Origin of the sequence: Streptomyces sp. 11x1 (assembly GCF_032598905.1) — a bacterium.
In the GTDB taxonomy this organism is placed as follows: domain Bacteria; phylum Actinomycetota; class Actinomycetes; order Streptomycetales; family Streptomycetaceae; genus Streptomyces.
Genome location: NZ_CP122458.1, coordinates 8,153,218 through 8,174,201, shown reverse-complemented (window position 1 = coordinate 8,174,201; position 20,984 = coordinate 8,153,218). Strand labels below are relative to the sequence as shown.

The window sequence follows — 20,984 nt, the reverse complement described above, 5'->3', positions numbered from 1 at the left end:
GCCGCCGTGGCCGTACGGACCGGCCGAGAGGTCCAGGACTCGTGTCTAGGACGCGCTGGGGCTCGGCGTCGCCGGCTCCGTCGCGTCCGTCGTCTCCGTGGGTTCGGCCGGCTCGGTCGGCTCTGTCGGCTCGGTCGGCTCGGCCGGGTCCTCCACCTTCAGTTCGAGCGTGAGGGTGGCGCCGCCCTCGGTCTCGATGCGCAGCAGGAACGTGCCGGTGGCGTCGTCGGAGTAGAGCTTCGGGAGCTTGAGAGCACCGTCGGCGTCGGTCTCCAGGCCGGTCAGGGTGCGGATGGGGTTGCCCGCGGCGTCCTTGTCGAAGGAGGGGCCCTTGTCGTTCACGGTGGTGTCGAGGAGGGACTTGATCAGGGTCGCCCTGACGGCGACCTTGTCGGCGACCTCTCCCCTGTAGGTGGCCTTGAGTTCGATCTGCTCGGCGAACTCGCCGTTCGGCACGCAGGTCAGCGCGGTGGTGCCGGTGCGGGCGAGGGCGTCGGCCCGGCGGGCGGTGACGGTGACCTTGTGGTCGAGGGCTGTCACGGAGCGGCCCACGACGGTGGCCCGGACGGTGACGGTGCCGGTCTTCTCGCCGGCCACGAGCGCGGGGGCGGTGGCCTTGCCCGTGCTGTCGGTGATGACGGTGGCCACCTTCTCACCGCCGGTGAACGTGGTGTCGGTGCCGCCGACGACGGTGAACCGGACCCGGACCTTCGCGACGGCCTTGCCGGCCTTGGTCTCGGTGCGGGTGGCGAGCCTGCCGGTGAAGGTGTCCCCCGCCATGGCCGTGAGGTTCGACGCGCCCGCGTTCTCCAGGTGGTGCACCGAGTCCGTGGGTGTGCCCGGCGGTGTGGTGGTGGGCGGCTTCGGGGTGCTGCTGCCGCCACCACCCGGCTCGCCGGTGCCGGGCTTCCCCGGCTTGGACGGCTTGGACGGCTTGGACGGCTTGGGGCTGGGGCTCGTCGTGGAGCCGCCGCCGTTGCGGCCGCCGGTGTTGTTGCCGTTGCCGCCGCTCGGCGTCTGCGGCAGGGAGCCGGTGCCGTCCGGGATCTCGTGCGTGCCCTTGCGGTAGTGCTCCAGCCACCTCATGACGGTGTTGTAGTACTCCGTCGAGTTGTTGTAGCTGAGGATCGCGCTGCGCAGGTTGGCGTCGTTCGACAGGTCCCAGTCGAAGCGGCACAGGTAGTGGCCGGCGGAGAGGGCGGCGTCGTAGATGTTGTTGGGGTCCTCGGCACCGTCGTCGTTGCCGTCGCGACCCGCCCACTCCCAGGTGGAGGGGATGAACTGCATGGGGCCGACCGCGCGGTCGTGCGTGCTGTCGTCGTCGTAGACGCCGTTGTCGGTGTCGCTGATGTTCGCGAAGCCGTTGCCGTTGAGCTGGGGGCCGAGGATCTTGCCGATCGTCGTGCCCTCGGTGTCGACACGGCCGCCCCGCGCCTGTCCGGACTCGACCTTGCCGATGGCGGCGAGGAGTTGCCAGGGCAGGTTGCAGCCGGGCTTGGACGCGCGCAGGGACGCCTCGGCCTTCTTGTAGGCGTCGAGGACGGTCGCGGGTATGCCGCTCTCGCTGCCGCCGGCGGTGCCGGAGGTGTCGCCCGGACCCGTCGTCGGGGTGGGGCTGTCGAGAGGCGGAAGGTCCGTGTAGTACCGCGAGTTGCCGGTGGCCGTCTCGTCGGCCTGGGTGCTCATCTCCGGGGAGGGCGAACCCGTGGTCTGTCTGCCCGCGCTGTCGGTGGTCACTCCCGGGGCCTGGGAGGCGGCGAGCGCCGCTACCGTGGCCGCGGCCAGGGCGGTCGTGGCCGCCCCCTTGCGGAGCCTCAAACCGAACTGCGCCGCCATTGAGTGAACCCCTCCCGGTGACCGAACGCCTCGGCGTTCTTCCCGTCTCGTGATGTCTCGGGCATTTCTCCCGGTTTCGCCGGACCGGCTTCCCCGCCCAGGTACACCGACTCCGGAGTTCCGGTCTTGGTTGCGCTCTTCCGGCATTCCTTTTTCCAGAACTCCGGTGACCACCGCGCCGACCGGCACGACGGCCCAGGCGACCCTACGACAACTTCCGTCGCCCGGACACCCGTTCGTGCCCGGTATTCACCTATTGGCCTTATCGGCTTTCTGTCGGTGGGCGTCTTTCCGGAGGGCCGCCCCCCTTCACGCATACTGGCGACCGGTCATCGCCGGTCGATCCGTCCGGCCAAAGTCCGTCACAGGGGGACGACTTGCCCTTCACGCTCAGCCACGCGGCCGCCGTACTGCCCGCCCTGCGGGGGAACGGGACCGGGCGCTGGCCCCTGGTGCCCTCGGTGCTCGTGGCCGGTTCGTTCGCGCCCGACATGACCTACTACGCGGCGAGTGTGCTGCCCGAGGCCATGGAGTTCGGCGATGTCACGCACTCCTTCACCGGGGTCTTCACCGTCGACATTCTCGTCACCTGGGCGCTGGTCGGGCTGTGGCTGGTGCTCCGGGAGCCGCTGGTGGCGCTGTTGCCGAGAGGGCGGCAGGGGAGAGTGGCCGCGCTGGTGCGGTGCGGGACGGGGGCGCGGCGGTTCAGCCCCTCGGTCGCGCTGTGGTGGTACGTCTCGGCCGCCCTCGGTTCGCTGAGCCATGTGGTGTGGGACGCGTTCACGCATCTCGACCGGTGGGGGATGCGGCTCTTCCCCGTCCTCGGCGAGGAGATCGCGGGCTCGCCGCTCTACTGGTACCTCCAGTACGGCGGCTCCGCCGTCGCGGCGGTCGTCCTCGCCGTCTTCGCCGTGCGGGCGCTGCGCCGGCAGCCGGCGGGCGAGCCCGTGGGCGTGCCGGTGCTCTCCTCGGCCGACCGGTGGGTGGCGGGCGTCGTCATCGGCGGGTGCGCGCTGGTGGCGGCGGTGCAGCGGGTGGCCCGATGGTGGGCGTACTGGGGGTCGGTCGCCAAGCCGTACGAGGTGATCCCGACCCTGTGCTTCGGGGCGGGCGCCGGGCTGGTGGTCGGCGTGGTCCTCTACGGCGTCGGCGTCAGGGCGCGGCGCCCGGCTCCTGCCGTTGCGGCGCCCGCGGCCGACGCGGAGGCGGCGACGGACAGTCCTGTCCACCGCTGAGTGCGGGGCTCCGGGGCGGGCCGCCACGGGGGAGGCGGGGTCTGGCGGCGCGTGCCGCGTACGGCGGGACGTGGCCGAGGAGGGCCGCGAGGGGGTGGGTCAGCGGCCAGGGGTAGAGGCTGTGGGGCCGCCGGACGCGGGTGCGGGTCCAGGGGCCCCGGCTGAGGCGGGTTCGCACCCCTGACAGGCGGGTGGCAGCTGTCGCTGTACGACGGCGGAGCGTGCGTATGCCCATGCGGGCATCCTTACGGCTGTGCTACGGCGGGGGCGCGGTGGTGGGGGCTGGTCGGGTGACCCCCGGCGGGGGCCGGGGGGTCGTTCTCGGGTTCGGGTTCGGGTGCGGTTTCGAGTGCGGGTGCGGTTTCGAGTGCGGGCCGTGGTGTGTGTTGGCGGGTGCGGGTCCGGTGGGGGCTGGTCGCGCAGTTCCCCGCGCCCCTGAAAAGCCGGGGCTGCGCCCCGTGCTTTTCAGCCCGCGGCCCCGTCGTCCTTCAGCCCGCAGGGCTGTCTTTTAGGGGTGCGGGGAACTGCGCGAGAAGCCCCACGCAGCCGCACCCGCAAACGCAACCCGTCCCCGAGCCGCCGCACCGCGGTCGCTAGTGTGCCGCCGACTCCCAGTCCGGGCCGTAGCCCACCGAGACATCCAGCGGGGCCCTCAGGTGGACCGCGTCGGCCATCTCCCGGCGGAGGATCTGCTCCGTGCGCTCCCGTTCACCGGGGGCGATCTCCAGGACGATTTCGTCGTGGACCTGGAGGAGCATGCGGGAGGCGAGGCCCGCCTCGTCCAGGGCGCGGCCCACGTTGAGCATGGCGATCTTGACGATGTCGGCGGCGGTGCCCTGGATCGGCGCGTTCAGAGCCATCCGCTCCGCGGCCTCCCGGCGCTGCCGGTTGTCGCTGTTGAGGTCGGGCAGATAGCGCCGGCGCCCGAAGAGCGTCGCCGTGTATCCCGTCGCCCGCGCCTCGTCCACGACCCGGCGCAGATAGTCCCGTACGCCGCCGAACCGCTCGAAGTACGCGTCCATCAGGGCCCGCGCCTCACCCGCCTCGATGTTCAGCTGCTGGGAGAGGCCGAACGCGGACAGCCCGTAGGCCAGGCCGTACGACATCGCCTTGATCTTGCGGCGCATCTCGGCGTCGACGGCGGACTGCTCGACGCCGAACACCTGCGCGGCGGCCGTGGTGTGCAGGTCCTCGCCTGAGGTGAACGCCTCGATCAGGCCCGCGTCCTCGGAGAGGTGGGCCATGACGCGCAGTTCGATCTGGCTGTAGTCCGCCGTCATCAGGGACTCGAAGCCCTCGCCGACGACGAAGCCGCGGCGGATGGCCCGGCCCTCGTCGGTGCGGACGGGGATGTTCTGCAGGTTCGGGTCGACGGAGGAGAGACGGCCCGTGGCGGCGACCGTCTGGTTGAAGGTGGTGTGGATCCGGCCGTCCCCGGCGATCATCTTGATCAGGCCCTCGACGGTGACCCGCAGCCTCGCCTGCTCGCGGTGACGGAGCATGATGACCGGCAGTTCGTTGTCCGTCTGGCCGGCCAGCCAGGCGAGGGCGTCCGCGTCCGTGGTGTAGCCCGTCTTGGTGCGCTTGGTCTTGGGCAGGCCCAGCTCACCGAAGAGGACCTCCTGGAGCTGCTTGGGCGAGCCCAGGTTGAACTCGTGCCCCGCCGCCGCGTGCGCCTCCTTCACCGCCTGCTGCACGGCGGCCGCGAACATCTGCTCCATGGCCTCCAGATGTGCCTGGTCCGCCGCGATGCCGTGGCGCTCCATCCGGGCCAGCAGCGCGGAGGTGGGCAGCTCCACGTCACGCAGCAGCTCCGCGGCACCGACCTCCTCCAGCCGCTCCGCGAACGCCTCGCCCAGGTCGAGGATCGCGCGGGCCTGCACCATCAGCGCGTCGGCCTCGGCACCCTCGTCCGCGCCGAAGGCCAGCTGGCCGTCGGCGGTCGCGGCGGGCGCCAGCTCGCGGCCCAGGTACTCCAGGGAGAGCGCGTCCAGGTCGAAGGAGCGGCGTCCCGGCTTGACCAGGTAGGCGGCGAGCGCGGTGTCCATGGAGACGCCGTCCACGGTCCAGCCGTGCTCGGCGAAGACCCGCATCGCGCCCTTGGCGTTGTGGAACACCTTCGGCCTGGCGATGTCGGCGAGCCAGGACGCCCACGCCGTCTCGTCCGTCTCGTCCAGCTGCGTCGGGTCGAACCAGGCGGCCGCTCCCCCGGCGGCGGCGAGCGCGACCTCGGCGACCGAGCCGGTGCCGAGCGCCCAGGTGTCCACGGTGGCGACGCCGAGGACGTCCGTGCCGTGCTCGGTGAGCCAGGGGGCCAGTTCGCCGGAGGCGAGGACCGTGCCGTCCACCTCGACGCCGGGGGCGGCCGGCGAGGCGGCGTCGGCCTCCTCCGCGCCCGGGTCGACGGCGAGCAGACGCTCGCGCAGCGAGGGGTTGCGAATCTCCAGGGTGTCCAGCACCATCGCGACGGCCTTGCGGTCGTACGCGGCGCGCTCCAGGTCGCCCACGCCCTTGGGGAGTTCGACCGTGCGGACCATCTCGGTGAGGCGGCGGTTGAGCTTGACGGCCTCCAGGTGGTCGCGGAGATTCTGCCCGGCCTTGCCCTTGACCTCCTCGACGCGCTCGACGAGGTCCGCGAACGAACCGAACTGGTTGATCCACTTCGCGGCGGTCTTCTCGCCGACGCCGGGGATGCCGGGGAGGTTGTCGGACGGATCGCCGCGCAGGGCCGCGAAGTCCGGGTACTGGGCGGGGGTGAGGCCGTACTTCTCGAACACCTTCTCCGGGGTGAACCGGGTCAGCTCCGAGACGCCCTTCGTCGGGTAGAGCACGGTGGTGTGCTCGCTGACGAGCTGGAAGGAGTCGCGGTCGCCGGTGACGATGAGGACCTCGAAGCCCTCGGCCTCGGCCTGGGTGGCGAGGGTGGCGATGACGTCGTCGGCCTCGAAGCCGTCGACGGCGAAGCGGACGGCGTGCATCGCGTCGAGCAGCTCGCCGATCAGTTCGACCTGGCCCTTGAACTCGTCCGGGGTCTTCGAGCGGTTCGCCTTGTACTCGGTGAACTCCTCCGAGCGCCAGGTCTTGCGGGAGACGTCGAACGCGACCGCGAAGTGGGTGGGGGCCTCGTCGCGCAGCGTGTTCGCCAGCATCGACGCGAAGCCGTAGATCGCGTTGGTCGGCTGGCCGGTCGCCGTCGTGAAATTCTCCGCGGGCAGCGCGAAGAACGCGCGGTAGGCCAGCGAGTGCCCGTCCATGAGCATGAGCCGGGGACGGCTGCCGCCGGGGGTGCTGTCGGTCTTCTTCGATCCTGTCTCTGCCACGCCCCCGATCCTGCCACGTACCACTGACACCCGGACCCCAGGGACGTACGGAGGAGCCCCGACCGAGACCGGGGTGCCGGATCGCCTCGGACGACGAACCACCGCGAACCCAGCCGGACACTTCCGGACGCCGCGGGCAGCACGGGCAGCACGGGCAGCACATGGTGGCACCCGTCGCCCGTCTCCGACCACCGACCGGCGAGCGCCGCCGACCGCCCGTTGCCACCAGCCCCGCCCTGCCCCGCCGCAGCCCCCGCCCCGCCCTCCACGACCCTGGTCCCGGCCCGGTCGCCACCCCGTCGTCGCGATCAGCGGTCGGCCTCGTTCGGGGGTGATGACGCGTGCGAGGATCGGAGGTGTAGCCACCCGCCCGACGAGCACGTATGCGAATGGGGAGCAGCCATGGCCGGCAAGGCGCCGAAGAATGATCCGGTTCAGGACGCGCCCCGGGTCGCGGAACCCCAGCACGCCGCGGCGGGGCTGCCGGCGATCGGGCACACCCTGCGGATCGCGCAGCAGCAGATGGGCGTGAAGCGGACCGCGCTGACGCTGCTGCGGGTCAACCAGAAGGACGGTTTCGACTGCCCGGGCTGCGCCTGGCCGGAGCCGGACCACCGGCACGCGGCGGAGTTCTGCGAGAACGGCGCGAAGGCGGTCGCCGAGGAGGCCACGCTCCGCCGGGTCACCCCCGAGTTCTTCGCCGCCCACAGCGTGGCCGATCTCGCCACGCGCAGCGGCTACTGGCTGGGACAGCAGGGGCGGCTCACCCACCCCGTGTACCTCCCCGAGGGCGGCGACCGGTACGAGCCGGTGTCCTGGGACCGCGCCTTCGACATCGTCGCCGAGGAGCTGAAGGCCCTCGACTCCCCCGACGAGGCGCTCTTCTACACCTCCGGGCGCACCAGCAACGAGGCCGCGTTCCTGTACCAGCTGTTCGCCCGCGAGTTCGGCACGAACAACCTGCCGGACTGCTCCAACATGTGCCACGAGTCGTCGGGCTCCGCGCTCAACGAGACCATCGGCATCGGTAAGGGCAGCGTCCTGCTGGAGGACCTCTACCAGGCCGATCTGATCATCGTCGCCGGGCAGAATCCGGGGACCAACCACCCACGGATGCTCTCCGCGCTGGAGCGGGCCAAGGCCAACGGCGCGAAGATCATCACCGTGAACCCGCTGCCCGAGGCGGGGCTGGAGCGGTTCAAGAACCCGCAGACGCCGCAGGGCATGCTCAAGGGCGCCGCCCTCACCGACCTGTTCCTCCAGATCCGCATCGGCGGCGACCAGGCTCTGTTCCGTCTGCTGAACAAGCTGATCCTGGAGACGGAGGGCGCGGTCGACGAGGAGTTCGTCCGCGAACACACCCACGGCTTCGAGGAGTTCACCGAGGCCGCCCGCGCCGCCGACTGGGACGCGACGCTCACCGCGACCGGCCTCACCCGCGAGAAGATCGACGAGGCGCTGCGCATGGTCCTCGCCTCGCGGCGGACCATCGTCTGCTGGGCCATGGGTCTCACCCAGCACAAGCACTCGGTCCCCACCATCCGCGAGGTGGTCAACTTCCTGCTGCTGCGCGGCAACATCGGCCGCCCCGGCGCCGGTGTCTGCCCGGTGCGCGGCCACTCCAACGTGCAGGGCGACCGCACGATGGGCATCTTCGAGCGGCCCGCTCCGGCGTTCCTGGACGCCCTGGAGAAGGAGTTCGGCTTCGCCCCGCCCCGGGACCACGGCTACGACGTCGTACGGGCCATCAAGGCCATGCGCGACGACAAGGCGAAGGTGTTCTTCGCGATGGGCGGCAACTTCGTCTCGGCGTCCCCCGACACGGAGGTCACGGAGGCGGCGATGCGCCGGGCACGGCTGACCGTGCACGTGTCGACGAAGCTGAACCGCTCGCACGCCGTCACGGGCGCGCGGGCGCTGATCCTGCCCACCCTGGGACGCACCGAGCGCGATCTCCAGGGCGGCGGCGAGCAGTTCGTGACCGTCGAGGACTCCATGGGCATGGTGCACGCCTCACGCGGCCGCCTGGAGCCCGCGAGCGAGCAGCTGCTGTCCGAGCCGGCCATCGTGTGCCGGCTCGCCCGCCGGGTCCTCGGCGAGGAAAGCCGCACGCCCTGGGAGGAGTTCGAGAAGGACTACGCGACCGTCCGCGACCGCATCGCGCGCGTGGTGCCCGGGTTCGAGGACTTCAACGCGCGCGTGGCCGACCCGAACGGCTTCGCCCTCCCGCACGCCCCGCGCGACGAGCGCCGCTTCCCCACCGCCACCGGCAAGGCCAACTTCACGGCCGCCCCGGTGGAGTACCCGCGGCTGCCCGAGGGCCGTCTGCTGCTGCAGACGCTGCGCTCGCACGACCAGTACAACACCACCATCTACGGCCTGGACGACCGCTACCGCGGCATCAGGAACGGCCGCCGGGTCGTGCTGGTCAACCCCGACGACGCACGGGAGCTGAAGCTCGCCGACGGGTCGTACGTGGACCTGGTGGGCGAGTGGAAGGACGGCGTCGAGCGGCGCGCGCCCGGCTTCCGGGTGGTGCACTACCCGACGGCGCGCGGCTGCGCGGCCGCCTACTACCCGGAGACCAACGTCCTGGTGCCGCTGGACTCCACCGCCGACACCAGCAACACCCCGGCCAGCAAGTCCGTCGTGGTCCGTCTGGAACAATCGTCCACCGACTGAGCGTTTGCTCAGCACACCGGCGCACCCCGCCGGCGGCGCAGGCGATCGACGACGAACGGAGCCCCATGGGCGAGCAGCACCACGTGAAGTTCCCGCAAGAGGTCATCGACGAGTACGCGAGCCTCGGCATCGACCTGGTCGCGATGTTCTCCGCCGGACACCTGGGCACCCGGATGGGCGTTCAGATCGTGGAGGCCTCGGCGGACCGGGTCGTCGGCACGATGCCGGTGGAGGGCAACACCCAGCCGTACGGGCTGCTGCACGGCGGCGCGTCCGCCGTGCTGGCGGAGACGCTCGGCTCGGTCGGCTCCATGCTGCACGCCGGCAGCTCCAAGATCGCTGTCGGTGTGGACCTGAACTGCACCCACCACCGGGGCGCGCGGTCCGGGCTGGTGACCGGTGTCGCCACCCCCCTGCACCAGGGCCGCTCGACGGCGACGTACGAGATCGTGATCAGCGACGAAGCGGGCCGGAGGGTGTGCACGGCCCGGCTGACCTGTCTGTTGCGGGACGCCCCCGCCGCCCCGGACGCGAGGGCCCGGAACGCCGAGTGAGACGTACGGACGAGGGGCGGGCCGGCGCGAGGGCCTGTTCGCCTCTGGTCACCCGGGCCACGCAGGCTCTAGCGTCGGGGCATGGCAACGGGAGGAGCCCTCTGGCCGGGGGCGGCGCTCGGGCCGGCGCTGCTGATCGGCGTCCTGGTCACCGGGTGCGCGGGGACGGGACCGACCGGCGGGACGGCGGGCCCCTCGACGACCGCGCGGGCCGGCGGATCGCCGTCACCGTCGGCCACCCCGCCCGAGGACCTGTGCGCGAAGCTCGTCACGCACTGGTCGCTGGAGGTGCTGGACGGCGACACCTATGGGGACTATCAGTCCATGGGACTGTCGAACGGGCAGTACGACATCCTGCGGGAGGTCGTCGACGAGGCCAGGGCCGAGAAGAAGCGCGCCGGTTCCGCCGCCGCTCGGCGGCTGATCGAACGGCGGGCCCGCGCGGACTGCCAGGAGTGGTACCGCTCGGGCGGTCCCGGCGAGGGGCCCTGGGGTTGAGCGGGGTCGGCCCCGTGGAGCCGGGCGAGGGCACGCGCGCGTGGGACACGGCGGACGACACGTCGACCCCGGACACCGCTTCCCCACCCGAACCGCCGCGCGGGCGGTACGCCCAGGTGTACGCCCGGCACCGCCGGGCCGTGCTCGCGGGCGCGACGGCGGTGGTCGTACTCGTCGGCGGCGGCTACCTCTACGCGACCCGGCCCACAGCGGCACCGACACCGCGGCCGACGCCGCGCGAGACGCCGTACCCCTCCCAGGCCGTCGTGGTCGCCTACCTCGGCCCGGTGGCGCGGTCCGAGGGGACGCCGGGCGGCCGCTTCGGCTTCGAGGTGGAGCTGAGCGTGCGGTACGGCCCCGCGATCACCGTCGACCGGATGACCCAGCCCTACGCGGGACTGTCCCTGCGCACGGACCCGAGGACTCCGTTCCGGATCGGGACGAAAGAGGCCCGAAGGATCGTCGTCACCATGCGCGTCCTCGAATGCGGGAAAGCACCGGAGAACGCCGGACTTCCCTTCCTGGATGTAACGCTACGTAATACGCGCGCAATAGAAGCGCACAGTTTCATCCTGGGTGAGCGCTACGCACGAGACCTCTCCGACGCCCTTCGAGTAGCCTGCGGCAACGATTCCACGTCATCACCAAAAGGCTGAACGCTCCTGAGCACACCCGCGCCGACCCTGCACTTTCTCACTATGTGGACAGGGCGAATCGGCCTGAATTCCGCGCATCCACCCACTGAGTACCGCTCTGCATTACCTCGTGTCATAACAAGAGCGTCACAGCCTTCGTCAGACTCTCCTCCACGTTCCCCACACACGCTTAGAGTCACGGCCAGTCACCGCGCCAACGGAATCGAAGTCACGTCTTCGGCCCAGCGCTCGACTCGGCCACTTCCAACAGGAAGGGCCGTGCCAGGGAAAGGACTGATCGTGCGTCAACGTTCGCTCATCGCCATCACCGCCGCGCTGGCGGCGGGAGCACTCACTCTCACCGCCTGCGGTTCGCGCGACGAGGGCAACGGCGGCTCGGAAGCCGAAGGTGGCACCACTGTCGTCATCGGCGTCGACGCCCCGCTGACCGGTGACCTCTCCGCGCTGGGTCTCGGCATCAAGAACTCCGTGGACCTCGCCGCCAAGACCGCCAACAAGGACAAGTACGTCGAGGGCATAACCTTCAAGATCGAAGCCCTCGACGACCAGGCGCAGCCCTCCTCGGGCCAGCAGAACGCCACCAAGCTCGTCGCCGACAAGAACGTCCTCGGTGTCGTCGGCCCGCTGAACTCCTCGGTCGCCGAGTCCATGCAGAAGGTCTTCGACGACGCCAAACTCGTCGAGGTCTCCCCCGCCAACACCAACCCGGCCCTGACCCAGGGCCCGGACTGGCAGAAGACCAAGACCCGCCCGTACAAGTCGTACTTCCGCACCGCGACCACGGACGCCATCCAGGGCCCGTTCGCCGCGCAGTACGTCTACAACGACGCCAAGAAGAAGAAGGTCTTCGTCATCGACGACAAGAAGACCTACGGCGCCGGCCTCGCCGCCACCTTCTCCGCCGAGTTCAAGAAGCTCGGTGGCAAGGTCGTCGGCACCGAGCACATCGACCCCGAGGCCAAGGACTTCTCCGCGGTCGCCACCGAGGTCAAGTCCTCCGGCGCCGACGTCGTCTACTACGGCGGCGAGTACCCCCAGGCCGGCCCGCTCAGCAAGCAGATCAAGGCCGCCGGCGCCAAGATCCCGCTCGTCGGCGGTGACGGCATCTACAGCGGCGAGTTCATCAAGCTCGCCGGCTCCGGCAGCACCGGCGACCTCGCCACCTCCGTCGGCGCGCCCGTCGAGGAACTGCCCTCGGCCAAGGAGTTCGTCGCCAACTACGAGGCCGCGGGCTACAAGGAGGGCTTCGAGGCGTACGGAGGCTACTCCTACGACTCGGCCTGGGCGATCATCGAAGCCGTGAAGAAGGTCGTCGAGGACAACGACGGCAAGCTTCCCGACGACGCCCGCGCCAAGATCACCGAAGCCATGCAGGGCGTCTCCTTCGACGGTGTGACCGGCAAGGTCTCCTTCGACGAGTACGGAGACGCCACCAACAAGCAGCTGACCGTCTACTCCGTCGAGGGTGGCGAGTGGAAGGCCGTGAAGTCCGGCACCTACTCCGGCTGATCCACACCCGCACCTGAACCCATGAGCCGCGCGGGGCGCTGCACCACTGGCGCCCCGCGCGGACTCGCATCCGGTCACACCCCTCGACAATCCGAAGTCTCGGAGGACATGCGGTGAACGAACTGCCGCAGCAGCTGGTCAACGGCCTGCTACTGGGATCCATGTACGGGCTGGTCGCCATCGGCTACACGATGGTCTATGGCATCGTCCAGCTCATCAACTTCGCCCACGGAGAAATCTTCATGGTGGGCGGATTCGGCGCCCTCACCATGTACCTGTACGTGCTGCCCGACGGCACGTCCCTGTGGGTGGCGCTGCCCCTCATGCTCATCGGCGGCATCCTCGTCGCCGTGCTCGTCGCGGTCGGCGCGGAACGATTCGCCTACCGCCCCCTGCGCACAGCTCCCCGCCTCGCGCCCCTCATCACCGCCATCGGCCTCTCCCTCGCCCTCCAGCAGGCGGTATGGGCCTGGTACCCCGACGCCCGGTCCTCGCTCACCTTCCCCCAGATCGACGGCGGCCCCTTCGAGATCGGCAACGTCACCATCCAGACCGGTGACGTCTTCCTCCTCCTCGCCGCCCCCATCAGCATGGCGATCCTGGCGTACTTCGTGATGAAGACCCGCACCGGCCGCGGCATGCAGGCCACCGCGCAGGACCCGGACACCGCCAAGCTCATGGGCATCAACACCGACCGCATCATCGTGGTCGCCTTCGCCCTCGGCGCCGCCTTCGCCGCCGTCGGCTCCGTCGCCTACGGCCTCAAGTACGGCGAGGTCCAGTTCCGCATGGGCTTCATCCTCGGCCTCAAGGCATTCACCGCCGCCGTCCTCGGCGGCATCGGCAACATCTACGGCGCCATGCTCGGCGGCCTGGTCCTCGGCGTCGCCGAAGCCCTCTCCACCGCCTACATCAGCGACATCCCCGGCATGGACCAGTTCGGCAGCCAGTCCTGGGCCAACGTCTGGGCCTTCGCACTCCTCATCCTCGTGCTCCTCGTCAGGCCCCAGGGCCTGCTCGGCGAGCGCGTGGCGGACAGGGCGTGACACCGATGACGACACAGACCACCACACCCCAGGCCGACGCCAAGACGATCGCCGGCACCCCGCACAGCCTCGTGGGCATCCCCCCGCACATAGGCCGAGCCCTCGCCACCGGCGGCGGCGCCCTCACCGTCGTCTCCACGTTCCTGGCCTGGACCTGGACCTCCGCCTTCCCCGGCGACCTCACCGTCTACGGCTACCCCGGCGGCCTCCAGGTCCTCGTCCTCATCGGCGGCGCCCTCACCGCACTCCTCGGCCTGTCGTCCTACGGAGTCAAGGGCCTGCGCTGGCTGACCCCCGCCGGCGCCGACGGCGCCCTCAAACTGGCCGCACTCGGCACCTTCACCACCACCTGGTACACGATCATCGCGATCACCGCCAAGCTCGGTGGCCTCGTCAACCTGGAACCCGGCGCCTGGATCGCGGGCATCACCAGCCTCGCCGCCCTCCTCGGTGCCCTCGCACTGCCGTACGCACGGCCCGAGACCGACCCCGGCGACCCGGACGACACCGGCTGGGACAAGTTCCGCCACAACGCGCGCAACCAGTGGACCGTCATCAAGGGCACCTTCGCCTCCGGCACCGCCACCCCCGCACGCCAACTGCCCGCGTACGCCGAGATCCTGATCATCGTCGCCGCACTCGCCCTCGGCCTCACCGTCTTCACCTACGGCATCGGCACCGAGTACGACGAACTGTTCATCGGCTTCCTCATCACCGCGGGCTTCTGCTTCGGCGCAGCCTCGAAGGCCGGCCTCGTGGGCCGGGTCTCCGCACTCACCGCCAAGCACCGCAACGTGACGATGATCGGCGCGTTCGTCGCCGCCGCCGCCTTCCCGTTCACCCAGTCCGACGACCAGTACGCGACGATCGGCGTCTACATCCTGATCTTCGCCACCGTCGCCCTCGGCCTGAACATCGTCGTCGGCCTCGCCGGCCTCCTCGACCTCGGTTACGTCGCCTTCCTCGGCGTCGGCGCCTACACCGCGGCCATGGTCTCCGGCTCCCCCTCCTCCCCCTTCGACATCCAGCTGCCGTTCTGGGCCTCCGCCCTCCTCGGAGCCGTCGTCGCCATGATCTTCGGCGTCATCATCGGCGCCCCGACCCTGCGACTGCGCGGCGACTACCTCGCCATCGTGACGCTCGGCTTCGGTGAGATCTTCCGGATCGCCGTCCTCAACATGGACGGCACCTCCGGCCCCGACATCACCAACGGCTCCAACGGCATCTCCTCGATCCCGAACCTCAACATCCTCGGGTTCGACTTCGGGCAGGAACACACCTTCGCCGGCTTCACCATCGCCCGCTTCGCCAACTACTTCCTGCTGATGCTCCTCATCACACTGGTCGTGGTCGTCGTCTTCCGGCGCAGCAGCGACTCCCGCATCGGCCGCGCCTGGATCGCCATCCGCGAAGACGAGACCGCCGCCCTCGCCATGGGCATCAACGGCTTCCGCGTCAAGCTCATCGCCTTCGCCCTCGGCGCCGCACTCGCCGGCCTCGCCGGCACCGTCCAGGCCCACGTCACCTACACCGTGACACCCGAGCAGTACCAGTTCGCCGCAGTCGTCCCGCCCAACTCGGCCTTCCTCCTCGCGGCGGTCGTCCTCGGCGGCATGGGCACCATCAGCGGACCCCTCGTCGGCGCCGCACTGCTCTACCTCATCCCGTCCAAGCTCCAGTTCCTGGACGACTACCAGCTCTTCGCATTCGGACTCGCACTCGTCCTGCTGATGCGCTTCCGACCGGAGGGCCTCATCCCGAACCGGCGCCGCCAGCTCGAATTCCACGAAGAGGCCGAAGCGCCCACGGTCCTCAGCAAGGCAGGGGCCTGACCACCATGACTACCGACACCACCACCACGGACACCGCCCCGGGCCCCGACGCCCCCGGCGAGACCGTCCTCGACGCACGCGGCGTCACCATGCGCTTCGGCGGCCTCACCGCCGTACGCAACGTCAACCTCACCGTCAACAGCGGCGAGATCGTCGGACTCATCGGCCCCAACGGCGCCGGCAAGACGACCTTCTTCAACTGCCTCACCGGCCTCTACATCCCCACCGAGGGAGAAGTCCGGTACAAAGGCCAGGTCCTGCCGCCCAAGTCCTTCAAGGTCACCGCCGCCGGCATCGCCCGCACCTTCCAGAACATCCGTCTCTTCGCCAACATGACGGTCCTGGAAAACGTCCTCGTCGGACGCCACACCCGCACCAAGGAAGGCCTCTGGTCCGCCCTCCTGCGCGGCCCCGGCTTCCACAAGGCGGAAAAGGCCTCCCGCGAACGAGCCATGGAACTCCTCGAGTTCGTCGGCCTCGACGCCAAGGCCGAACACCTCGCCCGCAACCTCCCCTACGGCGAACAGCGCAAGCTCGAAATCGCCCGGGCACTCGCGAGCGAACCCGGCCTGCTCCTCCTCGACGAGCCCACCGCCGGCATGAACCCCCAGGAAACGCGGACCACCGAAGAACTCGTCTTCGCCATCCGCGACAAGGGCATCGCCGTCCTCGTCATCGAGCACGACATGCGGTTCATCTTCAACCTCTGCGACCGCGTCGCCGTCCTCGTCCAAGGCGAAAAACTCGTCGAAGGCGACAGCGCCACCGTCCAGGGCGACGAACGCGTCGTCGCCGCCTACCTCGGCGAACCCTTCGAAGACGCACCCGGCCAGGACGAGGTCGCCGAAGTCGAAGCCGCCGAAGCACACGCCGAGGCCACGACCGACGCAGCGCCCGGCAAGGAGAACGACCGATGACCGCACTCCTCGAAGTCGAAGACCTCCGGGTCGCCTACGGCAAGATCGAAGCCGTCAAGGGCATCTCCTTCAAGGTCAACGCCGGCGAGATCGTCACCCTCATCGGCACCAACGGCGCCGGCAAGACCACCACCCTGCGCACCCTCTCCGGCCTCCTCAAGCCCGTCGGCGGCCAGATCAAGTTCAACGGCAAGTCACTCAAGAAGATCCCCGCACACGACATCGTCGCGCTCGGACTCGCCCACTCCCCCGAGGGGCGGCACATCTTCCCGCGCATGACCATCGAGGACAACCTCCGCCTCGGCGCCTTCCTGCGCAACGACAAGCCCGGCATCGAGAAGGACATCCAGCGCGCCTACGACCTCTTCCCCATCCTGGGCGAACGTCGCAAGCAGGCCGCCGGAACCCTCTCGGGCGGTGAACAGCAGATGCTGGCCATGGGCCGCGCGCTCATGTCCCAGCCCAAGCTGCTCATGCTCGACGAGCCCTCCATGGGCCTCTCCCCGATCATGATGCAGAAGATCATGGCCACCATCGCCGAACTGAAGTCCCAGGGCACCACCATCCTGCTCGTCGAACAGAACGCCCAAGCCGCGCTCTCCCTCGCCGACCAGGGCCACGTCATGGAGATCGGCAAGGTCGTCCTCTCCGGCACGGGCTCCGACCTGCTGGTCGACGAGTCGGTCCGCAAGGCGTACCTCGGCGAGGACTAGCCTCCGGCCCACATACCACGAGGCCCGCACCCCCTTTCAGGTAGGGGGTGCGGGCCTCGTCGTATCAGTCCTCAGGACAGCCGGATCAGCCCTTGGACGCCTTCTTCTCGTCGGCGTCCTGGATGACCGCCTCCGCCACCTGCTGCATCGACATCCGACGATCCATCGACGTCTTCTGGATCCACCGGAACGCCGCCGGCTCCGTCAACCCGTACTCCGTCTGCAGAATCGACTTCGCACGGTCCACCAGCTTGCGCGTCTCCAGGCGGAGGGTGAGGTCGGCGACCTCCTTCTCCAGCTCCTTCAGCTCCGTGAACCGCGACACCGCCATCTCGATGGCCGGCACCACATCACTCTTGCTGAACGGCTTCACGAGGTACGCCATCGCCCCGGCGTCCCGGGCACGCTCGACGAGGTCGCGCTGCGAGAACGCGGTCAGCATCAGCACGGGCGCGATGCGCTCCTCCGCGATCTTCTCCGCCGCGGAGATCCCGTCCATCTTCGGCATCTTCACGTCCAGGATCACCAGATCCGGCCGGTGCTCACGGGCCAGCTCGATGGCCTGTTCTCCGTCACCGGCCTCCCCCACGACGGAGTAGCCCTCCTCTTCGAGCATCTCCTTGAGATCGAGACGGATCAGCGCCTCGTCCTCGGCGATGACGACACGGGTCGTCAGCGGAGGCACGTGCGACTTGTCATCGTCGTCGGCGACGGGCTGGGGCGACTCGGGGGCGGTCACGGGGGCTCCTCGTTCGGGGCGGGGTACTGCTGACAAGAGGGTACCTAGCTGCGACGCGGCTCGTTGAACCGGTACACTTCCGGAGCACTGGCCGGGTTGGTGGAACGGCATACACGGAGGTCTCAAACACCTCTGCCCGTGAGGGCTTGCGGGTTCGAATCCCGCACCCGGCACCGCCGCCGAAAGCGGATGTTCACGTTCTCGTGAACATCCGCTTTTTACTGCACGCAGTCGCGATCAGTGACCCACAGTGGCCGCATGTACTTCCATGGCACTGAGATGCGACAGAAGGCCCTGACTTTGCTGCGGGGCGGCACGAAGAACGCAGAGGTCGCCCGGAGGCTGAACGTGCCGCTGGGAACCATCGGTTACTGGAAGCATCTCGACCGGGCGAAGCGCGGCGAGTGCCCCGGACGCCATAGCCCGCCCTGCCCTCGCTGCGACGGACGAGACCTCGACGAGTCGGCGTACAGCTACCTGCTCGGGCTGTATCTCGGCGACGGGCACATCAGCCACTATGCCGAGCATCGCGTGCCCAACCTCATGATCACTTGCGCCGACTCATGGCCCGGCCTTGTCGACGACTGCGAGCAGGCCATGCGCGCCGTGTTTCCCGGCAACTCAGTGTGCCGCGTTCGCAGGACAGGCTGCCGGAACGTGAAGGTCTACTCGAAGCATGTGCACTGCCTGTTTCCCCAGCATGGCCCCGACAAGAAGCACGACCGCCTCATCTCCCTCGAACCCTGGCAACAAGCCATCGTCGACGCCTACCCCTGGGATTTCGTCCGAGGCCTCATCCACTCCGACGGCTGCCGGATCACGAACTGGACGACCCGTCTCGTCGGCGGAGAACCCAAGCGTTACGAGTACCCGCGCTACTTCTTCTCCAACAAGTCGGATGAATTCGGAAGCTCTTCACGGACACCTTGGACAAAGTCGGCGTCCAATGGACAACACTCGCCCGCGGCAGCGACCCCTTCAACATCTCCATCGCCCGCAAAGCCTCCGTCGCCCTCATGGACGCCCACGTAGGACCCAAGTACTGACGCCCTACCTCGGGCCGTCGCCCTCGGCGATGCGGTGGACGTGAACCATGTTCGTCGAGCCCGCCACCCCCGGCGGTGAGCCCGCCGTGATCACCACCACGTCGCCCTTCTCGCAGCGGCCGTACCGCGACAGCAGCTCGTCCACCTGGGCGACCATCGCGTCCGTGGAGTCGACGCGCGGGCCCAGGAACGTCTCCACGCCCCACGTGAGGCTCAGTTGGGAGCGGGTGGCCGGGTCGGGGGTGAAGGCGAGGAGGGGGATCGGGGAGCGGTAGCGGGAGAGGCGGCGGGCGGTGTCGCCGGACTGGCTGAAGGCGACCAGGTACTTCGCGTTCAGGAAGTCGCCGATCTCCGCCGCCGCGCGGGCCACGGCGCCGCCCTGGGTGCGGGGTTTGTTGTGTTCGGTGAGGGGTGGGAGGCCTGCCGCCAGCATGTCCGACTCCGCCGCCGCCGCGATGCGGCTCATCGTGCGGACCGTCTCCGTCACGTGCTTGCCGACGCTCGTCTCGCCGGACAGCATCACCGCGTCCGCCCCGTCGAGGACCGCGTTGGCGACGTCACTGACCTCGGCGCGGGTCGGCCGGGAGTTGTGGATCATCGAGTCGAGCATCTGGGTGGCGACGATGACCGGTTTGGCGTTGCGCTTGGCGAGGGTGACGGCCCGTTTCTGGACCATCGGCACCTGTTCGAGGGGCATTTCCACGCCCAGGTCGCCGCGCGCGATCATGATGCCGTCGAAGGCCGCCACGATCTCCTCGACGGCGTCGACCGCCTGGGGTTTTTCGATCTTGGCGATGACGGGGAGTCTGCGGCCTTCCTCGTCCATGATCTGGTGGACGCGTTCGATGTCGCGGCCGGTGCGGACGAAGGACAGGGCGATGATGTCGAAGCCGGTGCGCAGGGCCCAGCGGAGGTCGTGCTCGTCCTTGTCGGAGAGGGCGGGGACGGAGACCGCGACGCCGGGGAGGTTCAGGCCCTTGTGGTCGGAGACCATGCCTCCCTCGATGACCCTGGTGTGGACGCGGGGGCCGTCGACGGCCGTGACCTCCAGGGCGACCTTGCCGTCGTCGACGAGGATGTGTGCGCCGGGGGTGACGTCGGCGGCGAGGCCGGCGTAGGTGGTGCCGCAGCCCTCGCTGTCGCCCGTGGCGCCGACCTCGACGCTGATGGTGAAGGTGTCGTCGCGTTCGAGGAGTACGGGGCCTTCGGTGAAGCGGCCGAGGCGGATCTTCGGGCCTTGGAGGTCGGCGAGGGTACCGACGCTGCGGCCGGTCTCGTCGGCGGCCTTGCGGACGTGCCGGTACCTCTCGTCGTGTTCGGCGTGGCTGCCGTGGCTGAGGTTGAAGCGGGCGATGTCCATGCCGGCCTCGACCAGTGCGTTGATCTGGTCGTACGAGTCGGTGGCGGGCCCGAGGGTGCAGACGATCTTTGCTCGGCGCATGGTTCGAGCCTATGGCTTACCCGCTGGTAGTGATTTGGCGGAGCGTGACTACTCAACGGCGTTCGGGTGAAGGGTATTTGACAAGTAGTCACGAACTGCGGAACGGGCTCGTCACAGGCGTGGGGGGTGCATCGTGAAGCGGGCGTTGACCTGTGCGTGGACGCGTTGACGTTGAGGCTCGAGGTCGAGCGGTGCGGCGTCGGCGCCTTTGGCCTGGACGGAGCGCATGAGGCCGCCGGGGGCGTTGGGGTGGAGGGGTTGGGGGGCTTCGGCGCCGATGTCGGCGAGTTCGACGAGGGCGGCGAGGGTGGTTCCGAGGGCTTCGGCGTACTCCCGGGCGCGCTGCACCGCCTCTTTCACCGCTTTCTGCCGGGCTTTCCTGTGGGCGGGTGAGTCGGGGCGGAGGGACCACCAGGGGCCGTCGACGCGGGTGAGGTCGAGGTCGGCGAGGCGGGTGGTGAGTTCGCCGAGGGCGGTGAAGTCGGTGAGGTCGGCGGTGATGTGGACGCGGCCGTGGTAGGCCTGAATACGTTCGCCTCTGCCTTTCTCCTTCAGTTCGGGTGTGATGGAGAAGGCGCCGGTCTCCAGGCGTTCGACTGCTTCGCCGTAGGTCTTGAGCAGGTCGAGGACGGTGGTGTTGCGGCGGGTGAGGTCGTCGAGGGCGGCGCGGCGGTCCTTGCCGCGGGCGAGGACGGTGACTCCGATGCGGGCTGTCTCGGGGTCGAATTCGAGGTGGGCTTCGCCGCGTACGGCGATGCGGGGGGCGTCGGGGGTGCCGTAGGGGACGGCGGTGGGTTGGGCTTCCTCGCTGCTGATGGTCATACGCCCCACTCTGTCACTGGTGGGCTGGTGGTGGGGTGGGCCGGTCACCAGATCGAAACCTGTGGGGTCTGTTGCGGTGGGGGCGGGTCGGGTCAGAATCTACGCGCGTTGTGGTGTCGGCTGTCGGCTCTGTCTACG

The 20,984-nt window shown here is 69.6% G+C and carries 15 protein-coding genes, 1 tRNA gene and 1 pseudogene; 12 read left to right on the top strand and 5 right to left on the bottom strand.

What is annotated here, in order from left to right:
* Window positions 1-45: 45 nt before the first annotated feature.
* Window positions 46-1,836 carry a lytic murein transglycosylase gene (locus P8T65_RS35820; RefSeq protein ID WP_316729313.1) on the bottom strand — a complete coding sequence of 597 codons (1,791 nt, stop codon included), beginning with the start codon at window positions 1,834-1,836 and terminating at the stop codon, window positions 46-48.
* A gap of 377 nt (window positions 1,837-2,213) precedes the next feature.
* Here P8T65_RS35820 and P8T65_RS35815 point away from each other — a divergent pair, with 377 nt between their 5' ends.
* Window positions 2,214-3,071 carry a DUF4184 family protein gene (locus P8T65_RS35815; RefSeq protein ID WP_316729312.1) on the top strand — a complete coding sequence of 286 codons (858 nt, stop codon included), beginning with the start codon at window positions 2,214-2,216 and terminating at the stop codon, window positions 3,069-3,071.
* Between the two features lie 593 nt (window positions 3,072-3,664).
* Here P8T65_RS35815 and polA read toward each other — a convergent pair.
* Entirely contained in the window at window positions 3,665-6,391 is a 2,727-nt protein-coding gene (polA, locus tag P8T65_RS35810) for a DNA polymerase I (RefSeq protein WP_316729311.1), read from the bottom strand.
* Window positions 6,392-6,793: 402 nt separating this feature from the next.
* Between polA and P8T65_RS35805 the strand changes: the two genes are divergently transcribed.
* The 9 genes from P8T65_RS35805 (at window position 6,794) to P8T65_RS35765 (ending at window position 16,798) form a co-directional block, all read left to right on the top strand.
* Window positions 6,794-9,073, top strand: a complete 2,280-nt coding sequence (locus P8T65_RS35805; RefSeq protein WP_316729310.1) for an FdhF/YdeP family oxidoreductase — start codon at window positions 6,794-6,796, stop codon at window positions 9,071-9,073.
* A 65-nt stretch (window positions 9,074-9,138) separates the two neighbouring features.
* Complete coding sequence (locus tag P8T65_RS35800) at window positions 9,139-9,627, top strand: hotdog fold thioesterase (RefSeq protein ID WP_215454578.1); 489 nt, start codon at window positions 9,139-9,141, stop codon at window positions 9,625-9,627.
* Between the two features lie 81 nt (window positions 9,628-9,708).
* A complete protein-coding gene (locus tag P8T65_RS35795) occupies window positions 9,709-10,125 on the top strand; it encodes a hypothetical protein (protein WP_316729309.1) in 417 nt (138 codons plus the stop codon).
* A complete protein-coding gene (locus P8T65_RS35790; protein ID WP_316729308.1) occupies window positions 10,122-10,781 on the top strand; it encodes a Tat pathway signal sequence domain protein in 660 nt (219 codons plus the stop codon). The genes P8T65_RS35795 and P8T65_RS35790 overlap by 4 nt, the downstream gene beginning before the upstream one ends.
* Window positions 10,782-11,060: 279 nt before the next feature.
* Complete coding sequence (locus tag P8T65_RS35785; protein ID WP_316729306.1) at window positions 11,061-12,290, top strand: branched-chain amino acid ABC transporter substrate-binding protein; 1,230 nt, start codon at window positions 11,061-11,063, stop codon at window positions 12,288-12,290.
* Between the two features lie 113 nt (window positions 12,291-12,403).
* The gene (locus tag P8T65_RS35780) at window positions 12,404-13,336 is read left to right on the top strand and encodes a branched-chain amino acid ABC transporter permease (RefSeq protein ID WP_316729304.1); all 933 of its coding nucleotides are present in this window, start codon (window positions 12,404-12,406) and stop codon (window positions 13,334-13,336) included.
* A 5-nt stretch (window positions 13,337-13,341) separates the two neighbouring features.
* On the top strand, window positions 13,342-15,168 hold the full coding sequence (locus tag P8T65_RS35775) for a branched-chain amino acid ABC transporter permease (RefSeq protein ID WP_316729303.1): 1,827 nt from the start codon (window positions 13,342-13,344) through the stop codon (window positions 15,166-15,168).
* Between the two features lie 5 nt (window positions 15,169-15,173).
* Window positions 15,174-16,085 carry an ABC transporter ATP-binding protein gene (locus P8T65_RS35770; RefSeq protein ID WP_316729302.1) on the top strand — a complete coding sequence of 304 codons (912 nt, stop codon included), beginning with the start codon at window positions 15,174-15,176 and terminating at the stop codon, window positions 16,083-16,085.
* A complete protein-coding gene (locus P8T65_RS35765) occupies window positions 16,082-16,798 on the top strand; it encodes an ABC transporter ATP-binding protein (protein ID WP_316729300.1) in 717 nt (238 codons plus the stop codon). The genes P8T65_RS35770 and P8T65_RS35765 overlap by 4 nt, the downstream gene beginning before the upstream one ends.
* Window positions 16,799-16,883: 85 nt before the next feature.
* On the opposite strand, the gene P8T65_RS35760 is transcribed toward P8T65_RS35765, so the two are convergent.
* Window positions 16,884-17,537: an ANTAR domain-containing response regulator gene (locus P8T65_RS35760; RefSeq protein ID WP_184895350.1), complete on the bottom strand. Its 654-nt coding sequence runs from the start codon at window positions 17,535-17,537 to the stop codon at window positions 16,884-16,886.
* A gap of 90 nt (window positions 17,538-17,627) precedes the next feature.
* On the opposite strand from P8T65_RS35760, the gene P8T65_RS35755 reads away from it, so the two are divergent.
* A tRNA-Leu gene (locus P8T65_RS35755) sits at window positions 17,628-17,710 on the top strand.
* Between the two features lie 85 nt (window positions 17,711-17,795).
* Window positions 17,796-18,583, top strand: a pseudogene (locus P8T65_RS35750) (helix-turn-helix domain-containing protein).
* A gap of 4 nt (window positions 18,584-18,587) precedes the next feature.
* Here P8T65_RS35750 and pyk read toward each other — a convergent pair.
* Both pyk and P8T65_RS35740 read right to left on the bottom strand, forming a co-directional pair.
* A complete protein-coding gene (pyk, locus tag P8T65_RS35745; protein WP_316729296.1) occupies window positions 18,588-20,024 on the bottom strand; it encodes a pyruvate kinase in 1,437 nt (478 codons plus the stop codon).
* A 111-nt stretch (window positions 20,025-20,135) separates the two neighbouring features.
* Complete coding sequence (locus tag P8T65_RS35740) at window positions 20,136-20,846, bottom strand: SIMPL domain-containing protein (protein ID WP_316729294.1); 711 nt, start codon at window positions 20,844-20,846, stop codon at window positions 20,136-20,138.
* Between the last annotated feature and the right edge of the window lie 138 nt (window positions 20,847-20,984).

Excerpts from the sequence above, each read along its gene's own strand:
- P8T65_RS35820 (WP_316729313.1), bottom strand. The coding sequence starts at position 1,836 with ATGGCGGCGCAGTTCGGTTTGAGGCTCCGCAAGGGGGCGGCCACGACC.
- P8T65_RS35805 (WP_316729310.1), top strand. The coding sequence starts at position 6,794 with ATGGCCGGCAAGGCGCCGAAGAATGATCCGGTTCAGGACGCGCCCCGG.
- P8T65_RS35800 (WP_215454578.1), top strand. The coding sequence starts at position 9,139 with ATGGGCGAGCAGCACCACGTGAAGTTCCCGCAAGAGGTCATCGACGAG.
- P8T65_RS35795 (WP_316729309.1), top strand. The coding sequence starts at position 9,709 with ATGGCAACGGGAGGAGCCCTCTGGCCGGGGGCGGCGCTCGGGCCGGCG.
- P8T65_RS35775 (WP_316729303.1), top strand. The coding sequence starts at position 13,342 with ATGACGACACAGACCACCACACCCCAGGCCGACGCCAAGACGATCGCC.
- P8T65_RS35770 (WP_316729302.1), top strand. The coding sequence starts at position 15,174 with ATGACTACCGACACCACCACCACGGACACCGCCCCGGGCCCCGACGCC.
- P8T65_RS35765 (WP_316729300.1), top strand. The coding sequence starts at position 16,082 with ATGACCGCACTCCTCGAAGTCGAAGACCTCCGGGTCGCCTACGGCAAG.
- pyk (WP_316729296.1), bottom strand. The coding sequence starts at position 20,024 with ATGCGCCGAGCAAAGATCGTCTGCACCCTCGGGCCCGCCACCGACTCG.
- P8T65_RS35740 (WP_316729294.1), bottom strand. The coding sequence starts at position 20,846 with ATGACCATCAGCAGCGAGGAAGCCCAACCCACCGCCGTCCCCTACGGC.